Raw genomic sequence first — 21,788 nt, 5'->3', positions numbered from 1 at the left:
TTCCGGTTCTGGTAACGGTCACTCTTGCCACTGGCGGCGCATCTTTTCTATCGTCGCTGGTGGCACATCATGAATGCTTTGATACGCTCCGTGGCACACTTTAATTTCCACCTCGATGCGCTTCTTCATGCAGTAGTCCATGTAACGCTTCATCTCCCAATGTCGAACAAACGTATTGCTCACAATCACGACTCTCCCTTTGTTCAACCACTTTCTAGTTTGCTGAAAACACCACTCATGCGCTTGAGGTAATTGAACTGGTTCAAAGTGATAATCACCTTCATCATTTTCAAAATACATGTCAGCTTCAAAATGCTTAGCACCAAGCTCTATCGCTAGTTGTTTTGCTAAGGTTGTTTTACCTGAACCCGGAAGTCCACGAATAAGAATGAGTTTAGCCAGTGACATAATGCAGTTTAATGAGGTGGGAATAAGCCTAAACTGTAACGAAATTATTGGAAAAGAAAAGTAGAAATAAAAAATGCCGAGCACATTAGGCTCGGCATTTAAACTCAATCATGGATCGTGTTGTATTTATTTGTAAACTGGCAGTTCTGTTCTTAACCCTTTCACCAAACTTACGCACATCAACAGCAGAACAAAAGTAAACGGTAATCCTGTTGCAACAACACCTGATTGCAATGCTTGCAGGGCTTCTTTACCACCAACCCAAAGCATTACGGCTGCAATTGCACCTTCAATACACGCCCAGAAAATGCGTTGCGGTACTGGTGCATCAATCTTACCACCGGCGGTAATACTATCGATAACCAGCGAGCCAGAGTCTGACGATGTAATAAAGAATACCAGAATCAGCACGATAGAAAGCATTGAAATCACTGAGCTATACGGAAGCGCATCGTAAACATGGAACAGAGTCAATGAAATATCAGTTAGGCCATTTGCACCTAGCTCACCAACTTTATTCACCACTTGGTCAAGCGCGATACCACCAAACACAGACATCCAAATCAAAGTAACAACTGTAGGAATAACGATGACTGCGAATAAGAATTCTCGAACCGTACGACCTTTAGACACACGCGCGATAAACATACCAACAAACGGTGACCAAGATACCCACCAAGCCCAGTAGAATACCGTCCAGCCGTGCATCCAAGTTTCATCTTCACGACCGTGAGGGTTACTCAATGGAATAATATTTTCAATGTAAGCCATTGTTGTGTCGCGTAGCGAGCTCCACGCCGTATCAAACGTGATGAAGGTAATGAAAATAAGCAGCGCAAACGCAACCACCATATTGACGTTACTCAGTAGCTTAACACCACCATCAATACCACGAATCACTGATAGCACCGCGATAAAGGTAACGAAGGTGATCACAATCATTTGTGTACCAATGCCGCCTTCTAGACCAAAGACATGATTAATACCACTGGTCGCCTGCTGAGCACCCAGACCTAGCGACGTTGCAAGACCAAATAGCGTCGACAAAACGGCAAGGATATCAATAACGTGACCTAACCAGCCCCATGCACGGTCACCAAAAATTGGATAGAACGCCGCGCGCAATGAAAGTGGTAAACCTTTGTTAAAGGCAAAAAACGCTAATGCTAGTGCAACGAGTGCGTAAATACTCCAACCATGTACACCCCAGTGGAACATAGTGGCACCCATCGCGAGGGATTTTGCTTCTTCGGTGTATGGTACTGCGTTAAGTGGCATTCCCCACCAATCAGTGAAATACGCGGTCGGCTCAGCCACACTCCAGAACAGAAGACCAATACCCATACCCGCGGCGAAAAGCATCGACAACCAAGAAACGGTTGAGTGATCCGGCGTTGCTTCTTTGCCTCCTAAGCGGATTTTACCTAGCGGAGAAAAAAGAAGAGCAACGGCGAACAATAAGAAGAAGTTTGTCGACCACATAAAGAACGCATCAAACTGTTCGATAATTCCGTTTTTTAGACCGTTTAATACGTCTCGAGCAGTGGTTGGCTCAACAAGAAGAAGTGAAATCAGACAGAAAACAACGAGCCCCGCACTAATGCCAAAAACCGGGTTATGTATATCGAATCCCCACTTTTGAACGTTATCCTGTCCAACCTGATAATCGGTTGTATCAATACTATATTTTTTAAATGCATTATCCATAAATACAAATTTAACGTGAATTTGAAACGCCCCTCAGGTGAGAAGAACTCCAATACCGCCCTCCATTAATTTGAACTCTAAAGTTTTAAAGCGGGACGAATTTTAGCAGCAATCACATATTTTTGCAAAAAGTCGTGGTTTATTGCATTTTAGGCTCAATTCGAGACAGATGAAGGGGAAATAATATCAACACAAAAATTATGAGGTCTAACGATTGATTTTGTCGTAGGTTGTAGACTAGAAAAGACACAAGAAATACTTAAGTTCATAGCCAGTCACTGCGCAAATAGAGAAGACCTGCGCTGATTTGGTTTCACAATTAACGACGAAACCAAATCAGCAAACCTTTCATCCAGCGAGCGTTATAAGAAATGGAAGGTGATGTTCCCTGTTACGCTGCTAACGGTATCGCTATCGCCTTCAATATCCACGCCAAACGCTTGATAACTCGCGCCCACAGACACATTGTCAAGCAAGAAGTATTCGGCACCAACACCATACATGTAAGAGACGCCATCATCTTTGTCTAAGTTTCTCAGTCCGCCGTCATAATCAACGTTGAATGCATTGATGCCGCCTTTTGCGTAAACGTGTAACGGGCCGAAGTCGATACTAGGTTTCGCCGCTAAATAGAATGAATCAAAATCAGCACTACCCCTGCTGCCACTCAAAGATAAATCCACTTTGCCGTGATTAAAGTAGCCTGCTTCAATGCCAATGAACGGCAAAATACCAGTACCGACATGAATACCGTAGGTTGTATCATTTTCGCTGTCGATATCGGACTGACCAATTTGGCCACCAGCGTAAATCCAAGAGTCAGCCATTGCTGACGTTGAGCACAACGTTAGAGCGAATAACGAGAGTGTTTTTTTCATACTATCCCTTCCTGATCGATTCCTAAGCGAAACATTACGCAAATATGCGCATTTAATCGCCACTATATATTGGAAAGCATAGGCATTTTAAGACTCTAAAAGTGAATAATTTATGTTCAACTTTTGTTTTGTGACTTCCAGACAAAAAAACACCGACATAAAGCCGGTGTGTTTCATATGGTGTTAGAAAGCTTGACGCTTATAGGAAATGTAGTGTTGCGTTAACAGAGAACGTGCTGATATCGTCTTTACCAGCAGTGTAGTTCATGTAGCTAGCACCAACAGACATCGGGCCAAAAATGAAGTACTCAGCACCCACACCGTACATTAGGTCCAAATCGTCATCGTCTTTGCCGCCTTTCACTTTTTTGTCCCACTGATGGAAACCACCTTTTGCGTACACGTGTAGCGGACCGAAGTCGATGCTTGGCTTAAGTGCTGCGTAGTAAGAAGTTAGCTTAGTGTCTTGACCATTTACGTTGAACTCACCGTGTTGTGTTACACCAGCTTCAACACCAATGATAGGTAGAATGCCTGTACCAACGTGAACAGAGTATGATGTGTCCGTCTCACCTTTGTAGTCAGACTGACCTACTGTTGCACCACCGTAAATCCAAGAATCCGCCATTGCCGCAGAAGATGCGCCAAGTAGCGCCACTGCTAATAGAGTTTTTTTCATCATCTACCTTTACTCTTTATTATTCCCACGTCTGCATAACTCAGTCGTTGGTACTACAAATAAAGGGAGGCGAACTATTGCCTCCCAGAACTAAAAAATAATGCTTATTGAGTTACTAGCAATTAGTGTACCAGCAACTTCTTAAGCGATAATTACAAATCTGACACTATTTTACTGGTTGATTAGCAAGCATCAATCGCGTTTTTGACTCGTTTATCAGAAACAGGATAAGGAGTGCCTAATTGTTGAGCAAAGTAACTCACGCGAAGTTCTTCAATCATCCAACGCACTTCTTTTACATTTTCAGGAATGGCCACACCTTTCGGGATCTTGTTCAGCAACTCTTTATAGTCTTGAGTCACAGATTCAATCTTCAGCATATGTAAACGATCTTTGTTTGGATCGATAGGCAACTTCTCCATACGGCGCTCTATCGCACGCATGTAGCGAAGAATATCCGGCAAGCGTTTCCAGCCACATTCCGTTGCAAAGCCTTTGAAGATCAAGCCTTCAATTTGTGCTTTGATATCGGACAGAGCAAACGCCATTGTGAAGTCGATCTTGCCTTTTAGCTTCTTATTGATGCTAAACGCCGTGGTCAGAATAGTCTCAACCTGTTGAGCAATCTCTACAACGGTGTCACCCAATTCAGCACGAACGTGTTCTTTCAACGCTTCGAACTTCTCTGGCTCCCAAACTAAACCACCCTGATCTTCAATAAGCTTATCGACACCACAGGCAATGCAGTCATCTATCAGATCAAGCACTTTGCCGTATGGATTAAAGTACAGACCCAGCTTCGATTTGTTCGGTAAGTTGGCGTGCAAATATTTAATTGGCGACGGTACGTTCAATAAAATTAGGCGACGCTGACCAGCACGCATTGCCGTTATCTGCTCGTACTCTGTTTCGTAGAGTTTGATTTCAACGCTGTCTTTGGTATCAACAAGCGCCGGATACGCTTTTACATCGTAGCCGCCACGTTTTTGTTGATACACTTTCGGCAATTCTCCAAAACTCCACGTATGCAGACCTTGCTGTTCGATATCGTCATCCGCAACTTTGGAAAGCGTTTCTTGAACTTTGTCTTTCAAACTTTCTTTCAGTTCATGAAGGTCTTTGTTTTCCTTCAGTTTACGATTTCGGTGATCAACCGCACGAAACGTGACTTTCAAGTGCTCAGGTACTTGTTCCAAGTTCCAGTCTTCACGCAGTACCTCTACGCCCGTCATGCGTCGCAACTCTTTCTCTAATGAATCTAGCAGCGGCGCTTCCATTGGCGTGACGCGTGCTAAGAATGCATCGGCATAGTTCGGCGCAGGTACAAAGTTCTTACGAATTGTCTTTGGCAACGATTTAATCAAGCTAACCACAAGCTCATGGCGCAAACCAGGGATTTGCCAATCAAAGCCCGCTGGTTCAACTTGGTTTAAAATCGGCAACGGCAAATGCACTGTGACACCGTCACTATCATCGCCTGGTTCAAATTGGTAACTCAATTTGAGCTTCAAACCATTTTGATGCCAGAAGTTCGGGTAATCCAAATCGGTCACATGGCTAGCATCACCCTTGAACAGCATCTCTTTTTCAAAGTTCAGCAGTTCCGGATTTTCTTTAGATGCCTTTTTCCACCACGTATCGAAATGCTTACCAGACACCACTTCGGTGCCAACGCGTTGGTCATAGAAATCAAACAGCTCATCATCATCCACTAAGATGTCTCGACGACGAGATTTATGCTCAAGCTCTTCCACTTCTTGCAGAAGCTTACGGTTTTGCTTAAAGAACGCGTGTTTGGTTTCCCATTCACCCTCAACCAATGCACTACGAATGAAGATTTCGCGACTTACGGTCGAATCGATACTGCCGTAGTTGACCAAGCGTTTCGGTACGATTGGTACGCCGTAAAGCATCACTTTTTCGTGCGCCATCACCGCAGCGCGTTTCTTCGACCAATGTGGTTCGCTGTAACTGCGTTTAATAAGGTGTTTAGCTAACGGCTCAATCCATTCTGGCTGAATCTTTGCGATGATACGACCCCAAAGTTTTGAGGTTTCCACCAACTCAGCAGACATGATCCACTTAGGCTGTTTCTTGAATAGACCTGATGCAGGGAAGATATGGAAACGAGCATTACGCGCGCCTTGATATTCATTCTTTTCTTGGTCTTTCATGCCGATGTGCGACAGCAAACCAACCAAAATGGCACTGTGTACGCCATGGTAAGAAGCGGGCTCGTCGTTAAGCTTGAATTCCATCTCACGCATCGACTGATGAATTTGGAAGTACACATCTTGCCACTCGCGAACGCGCAAGTAGTTCAAATAGTCTTGCTTACACTGTTTGCGGAACTGATTGCTAGACAAGGCTTTTTGCTGCTTTTGGATGTATTCCCACAAATTCACAAATGTCAGGAAGTCCGACTCTTCATGGAAGAAGCGACGATGTTTATCGTCTGACGATTGTTGTTTGTCTGAAGGACGTTCGCGTGGATCTTGAATCGACAAGGCAGCTGCGATGATCATCACTTCTTTAAGCGCACCATATTTTGGCGCTTCCAATACCATACGCGCCAAGCGCGGATCGATTGGCAAACGCGCTAATTGGCGACCAATGGAAGTCAGGCGTTTTTTCGGATCTTTTACCTCAGAGTTAATCGCACCAAGCTCTTCCAGCAAACGCACGCCGTCTTGGATGTTACGTTTATCCGGTGCTTCCACAAACGGAAACGCTTGAATATCACCCAAACCAAGTGCCGTCATTTGCAAGATAACCGACGCTAGATTGGTACGCAGGATTTCAGGATCAGTAAACTCTGGGCGTGACTCAAAATCTTCCTCTGAGTACAGACGAATACAAATACCCTCTTCCACACGACCACAACGACCTTTACGCTGGTTCGCACTCGCCTGAGAAACTGGCTCAATTGGAAGACGCTGAACCTTAGTACGGTAACTGTATCGACTGATACGCGCCGTACCCGGGTCGATAACGTACTTAATACCCGGAACAGTTAGCGAGGTTTCTGCCACGTTGGTTGCCAGTACAATTCGGCGACCAGTATGAGGTTGGAAAATCTTATTCTGCTCACCTGCCGACAAACGCGCGTAAAGCGGCACAATTTCCGTGCTCTTCAGATTACGTTTGGACAATGCATCTGCGGTATCACGGATTTCACGTTCACCATTCATGAAAATCAGGATGTCACCTAAACCTTCATCGCACAGTTCATCTACCGCTTCGAAGATGCCTTCAAGCTGGTCACGATCATTGTCGTCATCACCGCTTAGTGGGCGGTAACGTGTTTCTACCGGGTAAGTACGACCCGATACTTCAATGATTGGTGCATTGTTGAAGTGTTTTGAGAAGCGTTCTGGGTCGATGGTTGCCGACGTGATGATCACTTTCAAATCAGGACGACGTGGCAGCAACTCTTTCAAGTAACCCAAGATGAAATCGATGTTGAGGCTGCGCTCGTGCGCTTCATCGATAATGATGGTGTCGTATTGATTCAAGAAACGGTCATGCTGAATTTCAGCCAACAAGATACCGTCCGTCATCAATTTGATTTGGGTATTTTCAGAGATCTGATCGTTGAATCGAACCTTGTAACCAACAAACTCACCAAGCTTGGTTTCCATCTCTTCGGCAATACGGTTAGCAACCGAACGCGCTGCAAGACGACGAGGCTGAGTATGACCAATCAGACCAAATTTACCGCGACCAAGCTCAGCACAGATTTTTGGTAGCTGAGTGGTTTTACCAGAACCGGTTTCACCCGCGACGATAACCACTTGGTTTTCTTCGATCGCTTTCGCAATATCGTCACGTTTTTGGCTTACAGGCAGGATTTCTGGGTACTCAATCGTTGGTTTGTAGTTGCTGCGCTGCTCTGCAACCATCATGGATTTTGCGATGTCTAATGCGATTTCGTCGAACACAGCATTACGCGCTGCGTCCTTCTTAATTTTGCTTGCACCAGAAATACGTTTACTCAAGCGGAAACGGTCGCGCATCATGCACTGATTCAGCGCTTTACGCAGAGATGCAGCACTATTCACTTGAGCCTGAGGTGTTTGAGCTTGTTTCGCTGTCGCTTTTTGCGCACCATTTGACGGTGTCGCTTGCTCTTCAGCTAGATTCTTTTTTGGGGGCTGTGACGAAGTCAAAGCGTTTCCTATTCTTTTCATTACAAAAACTGCGCGGATTGTATCACACAAGATCTGTAACAAGATAACCGAAAGCTCATTCAATTTTTTCGAACATGTTCAGCGAATCGCTAGGCTTTTGAACTCACTTACGTTGCTTATAATGGCTCCCATAGTCGAAAGCACTTATTTAAGGAATAACCATTATGTCTCGTGTACTAGCTCTAAAATCAAGCATCCTTGGCGATTACTCTCAATCAAACAAATTGGTTGAAGACTTCATCAAAAATGTAGACCAAGACAAGCTTACTGTTCGTGATTTGGCTGCAAACCCGCTACCTGTTTTGGACTTCGCCGTTGCGACTGCACTGCGCGCTACGGAAGATCTTTCACAAGAACAGCAAGCGGTAGTCGACTTGTCTGACACCCTTATTGAAGAAGTAAAGGCCGCAGACACTTTGGTTATTGCCGCTCCAATGTACAACTTCACCATCCCGACTCAGCTTAAAAACTGGATTGATTTGATTGCTCGTGCAGGCGTGACATTCAAATACACAGAAAACGGTGTTCAAGGTTTGATTGAAGGTAAAAAGGCGATTGTAGTAACGACTCGTGGTGGTATTCATAAAGATTCACCAACTGACAACGTTACGCCGTACCTACGCACTGTACTGGGTTTTGTAGGAATCACTGATGTGGAATTTGTTTACGCAGAAGCGCTAAACATGGGTGAAGATGCAGCTGCAAAAGGCATTTCAGAAGCGCAAAGCCAACTTGCAACAATGGCGTAAGTTAGAATAAACCAGAATACAAAAGGGATTGGTTCGCGCCAATCCCTTTTTAGATCAAGATGCCTTGATCGTATTTATAGGGTCGCTTACATCGTCAAAAACGATTCACTTTCTCCAAGTTACGTATTGCATCGAGGTAGACTTTTTCTAAAGACCGCTCAGCTTCGCATATCATGTTCTCGATCATCGCATTAAACGCGACATCGCTACGGATTTCTATATTGTCTCCCGCCTTAACGTCAAGAGAGTTGACGTACAACACCAACCATTCATCTCCCTCCAAATGCCCTTCTCCGTGAATGGCAAAAAAGCGTTTGGCAAATTCAGCGTTGGTACAATTTATCGCTTCAATTTGAAGATTGAATGAGGAGTCGATACTCATGGTGCTCATGCCATCCGATTCATCAGATGCATCACAAACAGCCTTAACTCTGGCACGATATACGAAATTTCTCGTTGAAAGCAGCATAGTATTATTCATCATTACTCATAATGGGCGATAAATAAGTCAGTTGCAAATCCGACTTATATGCATCTCGCGATGCGCTAAAACTCGAACTGGAAATAAATAGTATTGTAGTTACTCCCACCTTTAATTCGCCCAAACTGGGAAGCGCTTTCAAAAATCGCCGAGCGGTGATGCAATGAATAGCCCACCCACATATTGTTCCAGCTCTTTTGGTTGAAGAGATCGCCTACATTGACATCAAACGAGAAATCTAAGTAGTTGAGCAACTTGCTTGGTGTATAACCCTTGTCTTCCATTTCTGTGCCTTCAATATAGGTAATGCTATCAATGTATGACACACCTTCCGCTACACCAAATCGCCAAGTCGTAGGCCAATTAACCGTATAATAAGCCTTAATCGCCATGACGTATTCTGTGCTCGCAGACTGAACACTGGACGACCAGTGATGAACCAACCCTGGCGTTAAATAAATATCAAGAGGAAAACCAAACAGCTCATCCGTTAATGGATGCCCATAAAACAATGAAGTAAGTTGATTGTCGTATGGGTCTTTTTCTCTCTCAAAGCTAAATATTTCACCGATGTTCGAAGGCGTCGCCCAACCATGCGCAATACGTAGATATGCTTTATTGCTCAGTGTCGGTTTCGGAGCTTTGCTTTTATCGTTGAAAAAGCCAAAACCGACAAACACTTCTCCCTGATATCGATCTTCTACAAGCTGACTGTTGTAGGCGTTATCATCTAAGCGAGTAACACTCGTCTCACCCAATAAATACAAATTTGAAGTTACATGGTAACGCGCTTTAATACCAAGATTGGTGTCAAGCCCAGCTCCAATTCTCTCGCCAGTAATATCCTTAAAGGAATAATATTCACTATTGAAATCAGCGTCTTTGTATCGAATCGTAATCGATGGCTCTAATTCCCAATCCCCAAATACATAATTGGCAGCAAGGCGGTAATTAGAGTGAAACTGGAGTTCGTCGTCCGTCATCAACTCTACTTCTGCGCGCCAATTGTCGTTAATGCTATAACGCACTTGCCCACCGAAATCGACTCTGTCCCCTTCATTAGCATTTTGTAGTGACATGGGAATATCGACAAATCTCAATCGCATGAGTGCGCTCGCACGCCAGTCGGAATCACTCTCGTTATACAAAAAAGCGCCACCTTCAATGCCATTGATATACACATGTTCGTTTTCAAAGAACATCATTGGTACAAATGTACTCACCGTAGAGTCATTATCGGCGGTATAAAACGGAATCGATGCTGTGCGATACATCGTAGCAATCCCCCACATTTGTTCTTCTGCACCATGCGCAGAAGAAACTGCCGCAGCCAAAGGTAAAACGAGTGTTGTTAGAATTAATCTCTTCATGAGTTCGAAAAATGTTGGTTGAGAAGCAGGCAAACATCAATGATTTGCCATTAAAAGCTTATGTTCTGCTGATGATAGCCGTTACAATGGCAAATGTTGTCATCCTCGTGACAGTTTGAGTCCCAAGATCATATTAATATTGCACGACTAGGTGAGCTTGTTTGCGAATATTTTACCATTACAACAAGCGCTTAAACTCTAGCTTAGTTCTAAATCAAACATAATGAAGTAAAAAGTGAAAGCATCAGAACTCATCTCTACCTTGAATCATTTACCCGCAGATACAGACCCAGACATTGTGATGGGAGAAGCATGGCTGCCAGAGAGGTTGATAGGGACTCAACTCGATGGTGACATGTTGTTTTTGCACTTTGATAATGCACCAGAAGATGGTCAAGGTGACGAAGAAGGGCGTGGCTTCGTCGAACACGAAATCGACCTAATTAGAACTCGGCTTCAGCAAATTTTGGATGAAGACAGTAATAACGCGTCAAAAGCCGATGCGATGCTTGGTTTGTTCCTTATGGGACATGAACTTAGTAGCTCGCAAGTTATCGAAATATTAGAAGAAGAAGCTGACACATAAGGAGCCGTTTTGCCAGCATTGATGAACACGACTGAAATTTCTTCACTTCCTCTTGTCGTTGCAGGTCCGATCCTACGTAAAGTGACCGCAACTGAAATCAATATTTGGCTAGTCACCACCCAACGCTTGGAGGGTATGGTGCAAATTACGGATGAAAATGCCTCCATCCTTTATCAAGCCCCTTTAAGTGAACAAAAAGAACAGCTTCAAATCGGCCTCAATGCGTGGTGTTGCTTACTTAAATTAGAAGGCGAGTTTCCAACCCATCAAGCGTTACGCTATCAAATAAAAACGCAATATGGCTTAGTGACGGAACTGCTCCCTCACCTAACTTATGAGCGAGATAATACGCCAAACTTGGGTATTGAGTTCATCGTTAGTGAAAAAGCGGATTATCTCTTACATGGCTCTTGCCGTAATCCCCATCACTTCAGTGATGATACATTGGTCGCTGCGGATCATAAAATCGCGTCTCAATCCATTGAAGAAAGACCAGATATGCTCATCATGAGTGGTGATCAAATCTATGCAGACCATGTTGCAGGCCCCACTCTCGATGCCATTGAGCAAGTCATAGCTTTATTGGGTTTGCCAGGCGAAGAATTCGATCAAGCTCCGATAAAAAATACCAATGACCTCTACCAACACCCTGCTTGCTATTATGGTCGAGATAAATTGTTGCCTCATTATGTGAGTGATGACAGTTTACTAAGTAAGTTTTTTCCACACCGAGGGACACCAATATTCAGCGCCAAAGAGTGTGAGAATCACCTAATAAGCTTTGCTGAGTGCTTTGCAATGTACTTATTGGTTTGGTCTCCGACCTTGTGGAAGCTTGTTCGAACGGATCGTTTATTAGAAAACGAATTTACTGTCGGCGGAGAAGTTCTTGAACCCAAATGGCAGCAGCAATGGCGCGAAGAAAAAAAACAAATTGATAAATTCGTCGCAGGTCTGGACAAGGTTCAACGCTTACTCGCTCACATTCCAACCTATATGATTTTTGATGATCACGATGTCACCGACGATTGGAATCTCACCATAGGCTGGGAACAAGCCGCATACAGCAACACGTTTGCAAAACGCATTATCGGTAATAGCTTGATTGCTTACTGGCTTTGCCAAGGTTGGGGAAATGCGCCAGAAAAATTCAATGATGAATTTATGAGCCTCGCTCAACGCTTTATCGATGAGCGAACCTCGCAAACCCAAGATGCATTTATTCAATATTTGTATCGCTTTGAGAATTGGCACTACACCATTCCTACGACACCAAAAGTTGTCGTGCTAGATACACGAACCAGACGCTGGCGTTCTGAGTCTAAAATGAACAAACCTTCTGGCTTAATGGACTGGGAAGCGATGATTGAGTTCCACCAAGAGCTAGTGCACCAAGACAAAGTTGTTATTGTTTCTGCTGCGCCAATGTTTGGTGTGAAATTTATCGAAGCACTACAACGTGTGGTGACCATGCTTGGTAAACCATTGATGGTTGATGCTGAAAACTGGATGGCTCACCCCGGAAGTGCGAATACTCTTATTAGTATTTTCACACACACAAAGACACCAACTAACTTTGTTATTCTCTCTGGCGACGTACACTACTCTTTTGCATACGATATTAAGCTCCGCTATCGAAAAAACAGTCCGAATATCTATCAAATCACCTGTAGTGGAATTAAAAATCAGTTCCCTACACAACTGCTCAATATTTGTGATGGCCTAGATAGACTGCTATACAGCCCTCGCTCACCTTTAAACTGGTTCACAAAACGTAAACGACTCAAGATTTACAAACGCGCACCAAGTACACACAACTTTTATCGCTTGGTTAACCATAGTGCCATTGGTGAGCTACGCCTTGATGATGAAGGCAAACCAAGTCAAATTAGTATTCTGACGAGTGATGGTGACGAAGTTCATTTTCCACCCACACGTGCTGAAAGCTGAGTATCTATCCCCAAATGACTTGCCCTTTGCAAGAGGCAAGTCACCGTGAACTAACTCAGGAGTTTAGGTTTTTTGGGGAGAAAGTGGCCGTTCTTAAATGTCAACGGCGTGCTAAATTTGGTATCGCACCTTGAGATCTTCCGTATTTATTACCATGTTAACCAAATAAACAATAGCTCGGTGTTCATTATGTTTAATTCTCTCACATCATTATTTAAACAACTCATTGATGGCTCTGATTTAAGCCAAACCAACACACTTTCCCCTAACATGGCTATCGCGTGTTTGCTTTGTGAAGTTTCTGGCGCAGACCATAGTGTCGATGATAGAGAACAAGAAACAAAGCGCTCTTTATTGATGAAACTGCTTTCGTTAAATGAAGAAGAATCAAATACTTTGTTAGAGCAAGCGCAACAGAAAATAAAAGATTCCGCTTCGCTGTACGACTTTACCTCTCAACTAAGAGAACTGACTCAAGAAACTCGTTACAACTTAATCAAAAGCATGTGGGAAGTCGCTTACGCAGACGGCGAAATTGACCCGCTAGAAGACGCGGTGATCCGTAAAACAGCAGAGCTACTCTATGTTGATCACAGCGAGTTCATTCGAGCGAAGTTACAGTCTCAGTAAAGTGACGAGATGAGTATATAAGTCGCTGGCTAACTCTAAGCTACCCCTAGAATGACAACAGATATCGCTTCTGTAGCCATAAAAAAACGCGCACTCTGCGCGTTTTTCAATAAGCCAACGACATTGTTATTAAAATACTGGTCAAGGTATGTGTTTAGCTCTTTCCACACTAAACAGACTGCATGACAAAACAACAATGGTTGGATGATTATTTAATTACAAGCTAGCTAGGTTCGAATAACTAAAACATGGTCAAAGCAAGCTTAGCTAAGTTGTATGCATCTACATAGCCAGAGTGTTGACGCCCTTCCCAGTCTATTCCTTTTGCTTCTTGAGCGGCTCGATGGCCTATACGTTTATCTTTAAGACGATTTTGAATACGGTAGAGTGTCGCTAAGTTGATGAACTCTGTGAACGGTGCTTCAATACCTTTTTGCTTACACTCTTCTAGAAGAATGAGGTCATCTCGCCCCCAAGATGCAAAGATTTTGTTGCGACCACCGAAGTTCTTAACCATGGATTTAAGCACTTCTTCTAGTGGGCGTCCTTGTTTTTCAATCTTACGTGGTGTGATGCCCGTTAACTCAGCGCAGAACAGAGACACTTCATCGTGTTCTGGTTTCACGTAGTATTGAGCACGCTTGACTATCTCACCTTTAGACAAATCTATTTCAGCTAACCCCACTTCGATAATTTCACCCGTGCTGCCGACGCCATTTTCGTTCCAGCAACACATTTCTAAATCGAAGCATACAATACGGTTATGGTTCATAGTTTGCCTTGGTTCCTAACATAAAAATTTAAAGCGTGCGATTCTATCGTAACACGGCGTAAAACTCGAATTTGTGCGCCCATTTAATCGCCGATCGACACATTATTACGGCCGTTTTTTTTACTCAAATAGAGTTGACTATCCATTTTGTGATACAAGCTCTCAGGATCTTCTTCTTTATGGATAACCGCACCGATACTCAACGTACAGATGATTGACGCATCACCATAATCAAAAGCCGTACTTGCCACAACACTCCGTAATTTTTCTAGGTAAGCTTCTAGCACTGCTCTATCAATGACTTTAGAAATAATACAAAACTCGTCACCACCAGCTCGGTAAAACTTATCTCCCGGTTTTAAATTAGCACTGACCAGCTTAGTAACATGTTGTAACGCTTCATCTCCACCTAAATGGCCGTGTTTGTCATTAATCACTTTGAAGTGGTCGATATCAAAACCAACCAAGGCGAAGTTAACACCTTTGTTTATCTGATTAAGCAAATGATCGTTGAATGCTCGGCGATTCAGTAGTTGAGTTAGAGGGTCTCGCTCTGCCATTCTTTTTAATTCAACGGTTTTGAGCTCCAACATGACCGCTAAGCGCTCTTTTTCTCGAGACTGTAAATTCACAATCCAACTGATCAAAAAGGCGATTACCAATCCGGCTAGCGTCGTGCCCGCTAAAATAGAACGCTCCCAAGCTGAGACTGCGTCAGAAAGCTTAAAGTCAATACGCCATTCACGGTTAGGCAGTTGAATGGTTCGGCTTATAACGGTTCCTCGAATGTTATCCCAGCTAGCACTTTGAAAGAGAACAGGGTCATCTGCTGCGTCGAATCCCAAGTCTTCTACGCGCACCGACATATCGAGCTCCGTCGCGGTTTTCGTAATCAAATCCTCAAAGTAAACCGTACTTCGGATAACGCCGGTCACTACTCCTAATAAATATTTGTTCTCGAAGTCGAACACTGGATGGAACACCAGCAACCCAGTCTTAGGTATGGACTTGTCATAACCATCTTGCAGTAAGCGAACTTTATCCGAGACATTCGCTCGCCCATTTTCGGAAATATCATCCAAGATTAAATCGAAGCGTTTGCGCGAAAAATAGAAACCCAATAGAGAAAGGTTTTCCGGTGTTCTTGGGTAGATATCCGACGCGATAAAAATTGGCTCATTGTGTTCAAAAATGTACCCGTAGGTTTTGGGACCATCTTTAGGAACGGTAAACGGTTGGAAGTTTGGAAATTTTTGACGGGTCTTTAAAATATGTTCATCAAGATCTTCGAATTCGACCTTTTGCATCCATTGAAGTCCAATGAGACTTCGCGAGCTATTAATCACTTGTTCCGCATACATGGGAAACGATGGCCAATAGCTTCGCTCAATCGAATGGAAAAAGTTTGCGCCCGCACCAATGAACTTTAGATCATTCTCGACGTTTGCTTTAAGTGATTCTGCTTGTCGGTCGGCTAAAGTATCAAACGTCGTCTGTGTATACCGTTGCTGCATTGTATAAGCAGCACCTACTACACCAGCAGTGACACATAAAGTCGCCAAAAAAGCTAAAATAGAGTCTGAATGTCGTTTTATAAAGCTCTTATGAGCGGTGCTTTGTGTCATATCGTAATTTTTGATACTTCCGTAAGTTAAACTTCGGGATCTATTGAAATACTGCGTTAGCAACGCACAAACATCAAGCAACAACCTATATTGGGGAGTCTGATCGTCGATTTTTCACGCTGTTCGTACGGTATAGTCACGAATTATTACAGCCTTAAGCCTTGAATATGCTACCATCCGTCATCATTTTAATGTCTAAACTTGGTGCAAGATCGCAAAGACGATCGTTTTAGTGAACAAATATGAGCCAATACTGAGCACCAATAAATCAATAGAAAGAGAAAAAACGTCATGAACATTGATTTGAACCTAATTCCTCAAACGTTCGATATGCTTCACGCTGGCCTAACCGCATCGAGCGTTTTGCTTCTTCTAGTTGCAGTGTCGCGCAAATCAAAAGTGGTCGAGAAAGTGGTAGAAAAACCAGTCGAGAAAATCGTCGAGGTTGAGAAACCAGTTGAGAAGATCGTTGAAGTAGAAAAAGTAGTAGAAGTAGAGAAAGTCGTAGAGCGTGTTGTAGAAGTTGAATCAAAACTTGCAACAGCATCAACGGACTCTGCAATGCAGCTGCTTTCTATCATGCAACAAGAAGCTCGTCTGATTGACTTCTTAAAAGAAGACCTAACGTCATTCTCTGATGAAGAAGTAGGCGCAGCCGCTCGCGTAATCCACACTGGTGGTCAGAAAGTACTGAACGACTACGTGACGCTAGCGCACGTTCGTAACGAAGACGAAGAAACTCGCATTACGGTTGAAGAAGGCTTCAACCCACAAGAAATCCGCCTAACTGGCAACGTAACAGGCAGCGCGCCATTTAACGGCACGCTAGTTCACAAAGGTTGGAAGGCAACATCAATGACGTTGCCTAAACTGGCTGAGAACTACGACGCATCTGTGATCGCTCCAGCTGAGGTTGAGCTGTAATGGAACACATGAACCAAGAAAACCATTCTCAAGAAGTGTCTGTTGAAACTCAACAGACGCCTAAATTCAGTGTTGGTATCGACTTAGGTACAACACACTGTGTGATGTCTTTTGTTGATACTCACGACGAAGACGCTCGCGTTGAAGTGATGCCTATCCCGCAGTTGACTGCGCCGGGTACGGTAGAGACTCGCAGCCAATTAGGCTCTTTCCTTTACCAACCACACGAACACGAAATGAACCCGCAATCACGCGTTCTTCCGTGGTCGAGCGAGCCAAAAGCTCTAGTTGGTGCAATTGCACGTAACCTAGGTTCAAAAACACCAATTCGTCTTGTTGCAAGTGCGAAATCTTGGCTTTGCCACGCAGGTGTGAACCGTCGTGATGCTTTCCTGCCAGCAGGTAGCCCAGAAGAAGTGGAAAAAGTATCCCCTCTTCGTGCGACAGAGCTTTACCTAGAGCACCTAAAAGACGCTTGGAATCACGCGAACCCAAATCACAACCTTGCCGATCAAGACGTAACCATTACGGTTCCTGCTTCTTTTGATCCTGCTGCTCGCGATCTAACTGCAGAAGCAGCACGCAACGTTGGTTTTGTGCACCTAACACTTCTAGAAGAGCCACAAGCTGCACTTTACAACTGGATCGATAACAGCAACGACAAATGGCGCGACGAAGTTGAAGTTGGCGACATCGTGCTTGTGGTCGATATCGGTGGTGGTACAACCGACCTTTCTTTGGTTGAAGTAACTGAAGACGACGGCAACCTAACTCTGAACCGTATTGCGGTAGGTGAACACATCCTACTTGGCGGTGACAACATGGACCTTGCACTTGCGTACCGCTTGAAGATGAAGCTAGCGCAAGAAGGCAAAGAGCTACAGCCATGGCAAGTTCAGGCAATGACGCACGCATGTCGTGACGCTAAAGAAGCGCTATTGAACGACAGCGAGCTTCAGTCAGTGCCAATCGTGGTACCAAGCCGTGGTTCTAAACTGCTTGGCGCAACGCTAAAAACAGAACTGACTCAAGAAGAAGTACAACAAACACTGGTTGACGGCTTCTTCCCTCAAGTTGCGATTACGGACCACCCTGTTCAACGTAGCCGTGGTGCACTAACGCAAATGGGTCTGCCTTACGCACAAGATGCGGGCATTACTCGTCACATTGCAGCGTTCTTGTCTAAGCAAGCTAATGCCCTTTCTACTTCAGGAAATGGCGCAGAAGCAGCAGCTCAAGATTTCAACCCATTCGCTAACATGCCTGGTATGCCAGGTTCGGATGCAGCGCAGTCAGCTGACTTCATCAAGCCAACAGCAATCCTATTCAACGGTGGTGTTCTGAAATCGAAACTTCTAGCAACTCGTCTAGAAGACACGATCAACGAATGGCTACTAGAAGCAGATGCTGAAATGGCGAAACGCCTAACAGGTGTGGATCTAGACCTTGCGGTTGCTAGCGGTGCGGCTTACTACGGCTCTGTGCGTCGTGGTCAAGGTGTTCGTATCCGTGGCGGTATTGCTTCAGCGTACTACGTGGGTATCGAGAGTGCGATGCCTGCGATTCCGGGCATGGCGCCTCCAATGGAAGCACTGTGTGTTGCACCATTTGGTATGGAAGAAGGTTCAAGCGTTGACGTACCAAGCCAAGAGTTTGGTTTGATCATCGGTCAGCCAGTTAACTTCCAGTTCTTCGGCTCAACGGTTCGTCGTGATGACCTAGCAGGTACTCACCTAGACTACTGGGCACCAGAAGAGCTTGAAGAGCTTCCAGAAATCCAAGTAACTCTGCCTGTATCTGAAGGTCGCCGTGAAGGTGAAGTGGTTCCTGTAACCCTAGCCTCTCGCGTCACAGAACTTGGTACGCTTTACTTAGAAGCCATTGCCGCTGATAACGGTCAAAAATGGCATGTTGAGTTCGATGTGCGCGAAGACGCGAAAAGCAACTCAAACGAAGAAGAATAAATAGAAATCAAACGGCATCCAATCGGGTGCCGTTTTTAAATACACGAAGGTTTGTATGGCATCTCCTCGTTTTCTTGTTGGTATTGACCTTGGCACCACAAACACTGTGGTGGCGTATTGTGAAATCACCGACAACCTTGAACAATCCGAAGTATCCCTATTCGACATAGACCAATTGATTGGTCCGGGTGAAGTGGTTCGTAAACCATTGCTGCCCTCTTTCCGCTATCACCCTGCAGTTGGTCAAATCTCCCCTTCTGACCTAACACTTCCTTGGGAAAACGAACCTGTCTCTGGCGACATTAGTAATGTGATCGTGGGTGAATGGGCTCGTGAATTAGGCGCTAAGGTGGAAGGACGTCAGGTATCCAGTGCTAAAAGCTGGCTATCGCACCAAGCAGTGGATCGTAGTTCAGACATTCTTCCTTGGGCTGGTGCGCAAGACGTAGATAAAGTCTCACCCGTTATTGCCAGCGCAAGCTACCTCAACCACATTCGTCAAGCATGGAACTACCGTCACCCTAGCAATAAGCTAGAAGACCAAGATGTGGTTGTGACCGTTCCAGCGTCGTTCGATGAAACCGCTCGTAAACTCACGCTTGAAGCCGCTGAGTTGGCAGGTTTGAAAAAAATCGTCCTGCTCGAAGAACCACAAGCCGTATGTTACGACTGGTACGCACGCCACCAGCAAACCGCAGCTGACGAATTAAAAGATCTGCCACTAATCCTTGTTTGCGATGTGGGTGGTGGTACAACAGACTTAAGCCTGATAGAAGCTAAGTTCACCAATAGCGACTTAGCACTTGATCGTATTGGCGTTGGTGAACACTTAATGCTAGGGGGTGATAACCTCGACTTAGCGTTAGCGCACCTTGCTGAAAGTCGCTTCAGTCAAAACAAAAAACTCACTGCAGCAAGCCTAACTAAGCTGATTCAGCAAACTCGCAAGGCGAAAGAAAGCCTACTTTCAGCAAGTGCACCTGAAGAAGTGAAGATCACCATGCTGGGTAGCGGCTCGAAACTTCTTGGCGGAACAAAGAGTATTGGGCTGAGCAAACAAGAAGTGCACCAAATCGCTTTAGATGGCTTCTTCCCGCTTTCTGATTTCAGTGAAGTACCAGACAAGCGCCGCAGCGCCGTCGTCGAGTTTGGTCTTCCATACGTTGCTGACCCAGCTGTGAGCAAACACGTTGCCGAGTTCTTAACTCAGCACCAACAAGTTGCTCGTGCCGCTCTTGGCATTGAAGACGACAAACAAAATGCCATTCCAGTCGGTTTGCTACTCAACGGTGGTGTGTTCAACAGTGAACTTGTGACTGAACGAGTCACTACCCTACTGTCCGATTGGCGAGGCGCTCCGGTTACGGTATTAGATAACCCACATCCAGATTGGTCTGTTGCACTGGGTGCCGTTGCGTTTGGTAAAGCGCGTCGTGGTGCACAGCTAAAAATTGGTGGTGGCGCAGCGCGTTCTTACTTCTTGCACCTTCAAGAGAAGAACAAGATGGGCAAAGCGCTCTGTTTGCTTGCAAAAGGTACAGAAGAAGGACACGAGATCCGCTTAAGTGGTCGTCGCTTCTCACTTACCCTAGGTGAGCCCGTTCGCTTTAACCTGCTGACTTCTACCCACGACACCTTAACCAATAACACTGCCATTCAAAACGGTGTGATGGTGGACGTTGATCCTGACTTATTTGCTCCTCTGCCGCCTTATATCACCACCCTTGAAGGTGAAGGTGCCGAACTGCAAGCCAACCAGAAAGAGCGCGTAGAAGTGCAACTGGCGTGTCAGTTGACCGAAGTCGGTACGCTTAAGATGGAATGTGTCAGCGCAGAAGACGAGAGCAAACGTTGGGAGCTGGAGTTCGAAGTTCGTAACAAGCAAACCGATGACAGCGAGCAAGTTAAGCTTCACCCTAAACTGAATGAATGTAAGGAGCTGATCGCTCGCCTTTACAGCGGTAATAAGAAAAGCGCGGAAAGCAAAGAGATCAAAACCTTAGCCAAAGATCTTGAGAAGAAACTGGGCAAACGTGACGAGTGGGATTTCACTACCCTACGTCAACTGTTTGATACCTTTGCGCAAGGTCGTAAGCGTCGCCGTCGTTCTGAACAACACGAGAAAAACTGGCTTCGTTTGGCGGGCTTTGCACTGCGTCCGGGCTTTGGCGATCCAACAGACTCTTGGCGTATTGAGCAAGTTTGGGGACTGTATCAACAAAATATTCAGTTCAAAAACCATCAAGGTTGGACAGACTGGTGGGTATTCTGGCGACGTATCGCGGGCGGTCTAAGCCAAGAACAACAAGAAACCATTTTGGCAGACATCGCAAAATATCTGCATCCCGGCGCGATGAAAAACCCACAATCCGCCAAAGCGGCACAAGACATGGGTTACGAATCCATGGTGCGTCTTTCAGCCTCTCTAGAGCATCTAGAAGTGGAAGATAAAGTTCTATTGGCAACGTGGTTCTTGAGTAAAGCGATCAACCAAAACCAGTTTGAACAAGCACACTGGTGGGCAATGGGTCGCTTGGCATCACGTACGCCTTTATATGGCAGTCAGCATAACGTCGTTCCTCGTGAACAAGCGGAACAGTGGCTGCCTAAACTGTTAGAGCAGAACTGGCAGAAAGAGCCAATGATCGCGTTTGCAGCCGTAATGATTTGTCGTAAAACAGGCGACCGACTATTTGATATCTCAGACGACTACCGTGAGCAGGTACTGGCTAAGTTGAAGCAAAGTAAAGTGCCTGAATCATGGGTATCATTGGTTGAAGAAGTCAAAGAGCTATCTGAGAGTGAATCGAAACGTATCTTCGGTGATGCACTGCCAAGCGGTTTGACGCTGGTAAACAACTAAGCTCCCATGCTC

Annotated in this window: 16 protein-coding genes; 7 read left to right on the top strand and 9 right to left on the bottom strand. The window is 44.9% G+C overall.

Going from position 1 to position 21,788, the window contains the following annotated elements; all coding sequences use genetic code 11:
- Positions 1–18: 18 nt before the first annotated feature.
- From R7E42_RS01260 to hrpA, 5 genes are all read right to left on the bottom strand, one after another.
- Complete coding sequence (locus R7E42_RS01260; RefSeq protein WP_005377656.1) at positions 19–408, bottom strand: ATP-binding protein; 390 nt, start codon at positions 406–408, stop codon at positions 19–21.
- Positions 409–534: 126 nt separating this feature from the next.
- Positions 535–2,115: a BCCT family transporter gene (locus R7E42_RS01255; RefSeq protein WP_138939131.1), complete on the bottom strand. Its 1,581-nt coding sequence runs from the start codon at positions 2,113–2,115 to the stop codon at positions 535–537.
- Positions 2,116–2,477: 362 nt separating this feature from the next.
- Positions 2,478–2,993, bottom strand: a complete 516-nt coding sequence (locus R7E42_RS01250) for an outer membrane beta-barrel protein (protein ID WP_005377661.1) — start codon at positions 2,991–2,993, stop codon at positions 2,478–2,480.
- A gap of 199 nt (positions 2,994–3,192) precedes the next feature.
- Positions 3,193–3,672, bottom strand: a complete 480-nt coding sequence (locus tag R7E42_RS01245; RefSeq protein WP_021033871.1) for an outer membrane beta-barrel protein — start codon at positions 3,670–3,672, stop codon at positions 3,193–3,195.
- A 182-nt stretch (positions 3,673–3,854) separates the two neighbouring features.
- Entirely contained in the window at positions 3,855–7,841 is a 3,987-nt protein-coding gene (gene hrpA / locus R7E42_RS01240; protein WP_171053514.1) for an ATP-dependent RNA helicase HrpA, read from the bottom strand.
- 185 nt (positions 7,842–8,026) lie between these two features.
- Between hrpA and R7E42_RS01235 the strand changes: the two genes are divergently transcribed.
- A complete protein-coding gene (locus R7E42_RS01235) occupies positions 8,027–8,611 on the top strand; it encodes an FMN-dependent NADH-azoreductase (protein ID WP_005377667.1) in 585 nt (194 codons plus the stop codon).
- Positions 8,612–8,705: 94 nt separating this feature from the next.
- Here R7E42_RS01235 and R7E42_RS01230 read toward each other — a convergent pair whose 3' ends face one another.
- Both R7E42_RS01230 and R7E42_RS01225 read right to left on the bottom strand, forming a co-directional pair.
- Complete coding sequence (locus R7E42_RS01230; RefSeq protein ID WP_318072271.1) at positions 8,706–9,092, bottom strand: hypothetical protein; 387 nt, start codon at positions 9,090–9,092, stop codon at positions 8,706–8,708.
- Positions 9,093–9,157: 65 nt separating this feature from the next.
- Positions 9,158–10,462, bottom strand: a complete 1,305-nt coding sequence (locus R7E42_RS01225; protein WP_318070732.1) for a MipA/OmpV family protein — start codon at positions 10,460–10,462, stop codon at positions 9,158–9,160.
- A gap of 235 nt (positions 10,463–10,697) precedes the next feature.
- On the opposite strand from R7E42_RS01225, the gene R7E42_RS01220 reads away from it, so the two are divergent.
- From R7E42_RS01220 to R7E42_RS01210, 3 genes are all read left to right on the top strand, one after another.
- Positions 10,698–11,048: a hypothetical protein gene (locus tag R7E42_RS01220; RefSeq protein WP_017634942.1), complete on the top strand. Its 351-nt coding sequence runs from the start codon at positions 10,698–10,700 to the stop codon at positions 11,046–11,048.
- A 9-nt stretch (positions 11,049–11,057) separates the two neighbouring features.
- Positions 11,058–12,998 carry an alkaline phosphatase D family protein gene (locus tag R7E42_RS01215; protein ID WP_318070731.1) on the top strand — a complete coding sequence of 647 codons (1,941 nt, stop codon included), beginning with the start codon at positions 11,058–11,060 and terminating at the stop codon, positions 12,996–12,998.
- A gap of 189 nt (positions 12,999–13,187) precedes the next feature.
- On the top strand, positions 13,188–13,628 hold the full coding sequence (locus R7E42_RS01210) for a TerB family tellurite resistance protein (protein ID WP_017820644.1): 441 nt from the start codon (positions 13,188–13,190) through the stop codon (positions 13,626–13,628).
- A gap of 241 nt (positions 13,629–13,869) precedes the next feature.
- On the opposite strand, the gene R7E42_RS01205 is transcribed toward R7E42_RS01210, so the two are convergent.
- A complete protein-coding gene (locus R7E42_RS01205; protein ID WP_005377684.1) occupies positions 13,870–14,400 on the bottom strand; it encodes a 3'-5' exonuclease in 531 nt (176 codons plus the stop codon).
- A gap of 83 nt (positions 14,401–14,483) precedes the next feature.
- Complete coding sequence (locus R7E42_RS01200; RefSeq protein WP_005377686.1) at positions 14,484–16,025, bottom strand: sensor domain-containing diguanylate cyclase; 1,542 nt, start codon at positions 16,023–16,025, stop codon at positions 14,484–14,486.
- A gap of 291 nt (positions 16,026–16,316) precedes the next feature.
- On the opposite strand from R7E42_RS01200, the gene R7E42_RS01195 reads away from it, so the two are divergent.
- The 3 genes from R7E42_RS01195 to R7E42_RS01185 are packed head-to-tail and all read left to right on the top strand — an operon-like array spanning position 16,317 to position 21,776.
- The gene (locus R7E42_RS01195) at positions 16,317–16,949 is read left to right on the top strand and encodes a DUF2760 domain-containing protein (RefSeq protein ID WP_017634945.1); all 633 of its coding nucleotides are present in this window, start codon (positions 16,317–16,319) and stop codon (positions 16,947–16,949) included.
- Positions 16,949–18,913: an Hsp70 family protein gene (locus tag R7E42_RS01190; protein WP_253656894.1), complete on the top strand. Its 1,965-nt coding sequence runs from the start codon at positions 16,949–16,951 to the stop codon at positions 18,911–18,913. Before R7E42_RS01195 ends, R7E42_RS01190 begins: the two co-directional genes overlap by 1 nt.
- 55 nt (positions 18,914–18,968) lie before the next feature.
- Positions 18,969–21,776 (top strand): Hsp70 family protein, encoded by a 2,808-nt coding sequence (locus tag R7E42_RS01185; protein ID WP_318070730.1) that lies wholly within the window; start codon positions 18,969–18,971, stop codon positions 21,774–21,776.
- Positions 21,777–21,788: the final 12 nt, after the last annotated feature.

It is taken from the genome of Vibrio sp. Vb1337 (genome assembly GCF_033338715.1).
In the GTDB taxonomy this organism is placed as follows: Bacteria; Pseudomonadota; Gammaproteobacteria; order Enterobacterales; family Vibrionaceae; genus Vibrio; species Vibrio alginolyticus.
Note: the sequence above shows the minus strand (reverse complement) of the source record. Positions and strands in the feature narration are given on the sequence as shown.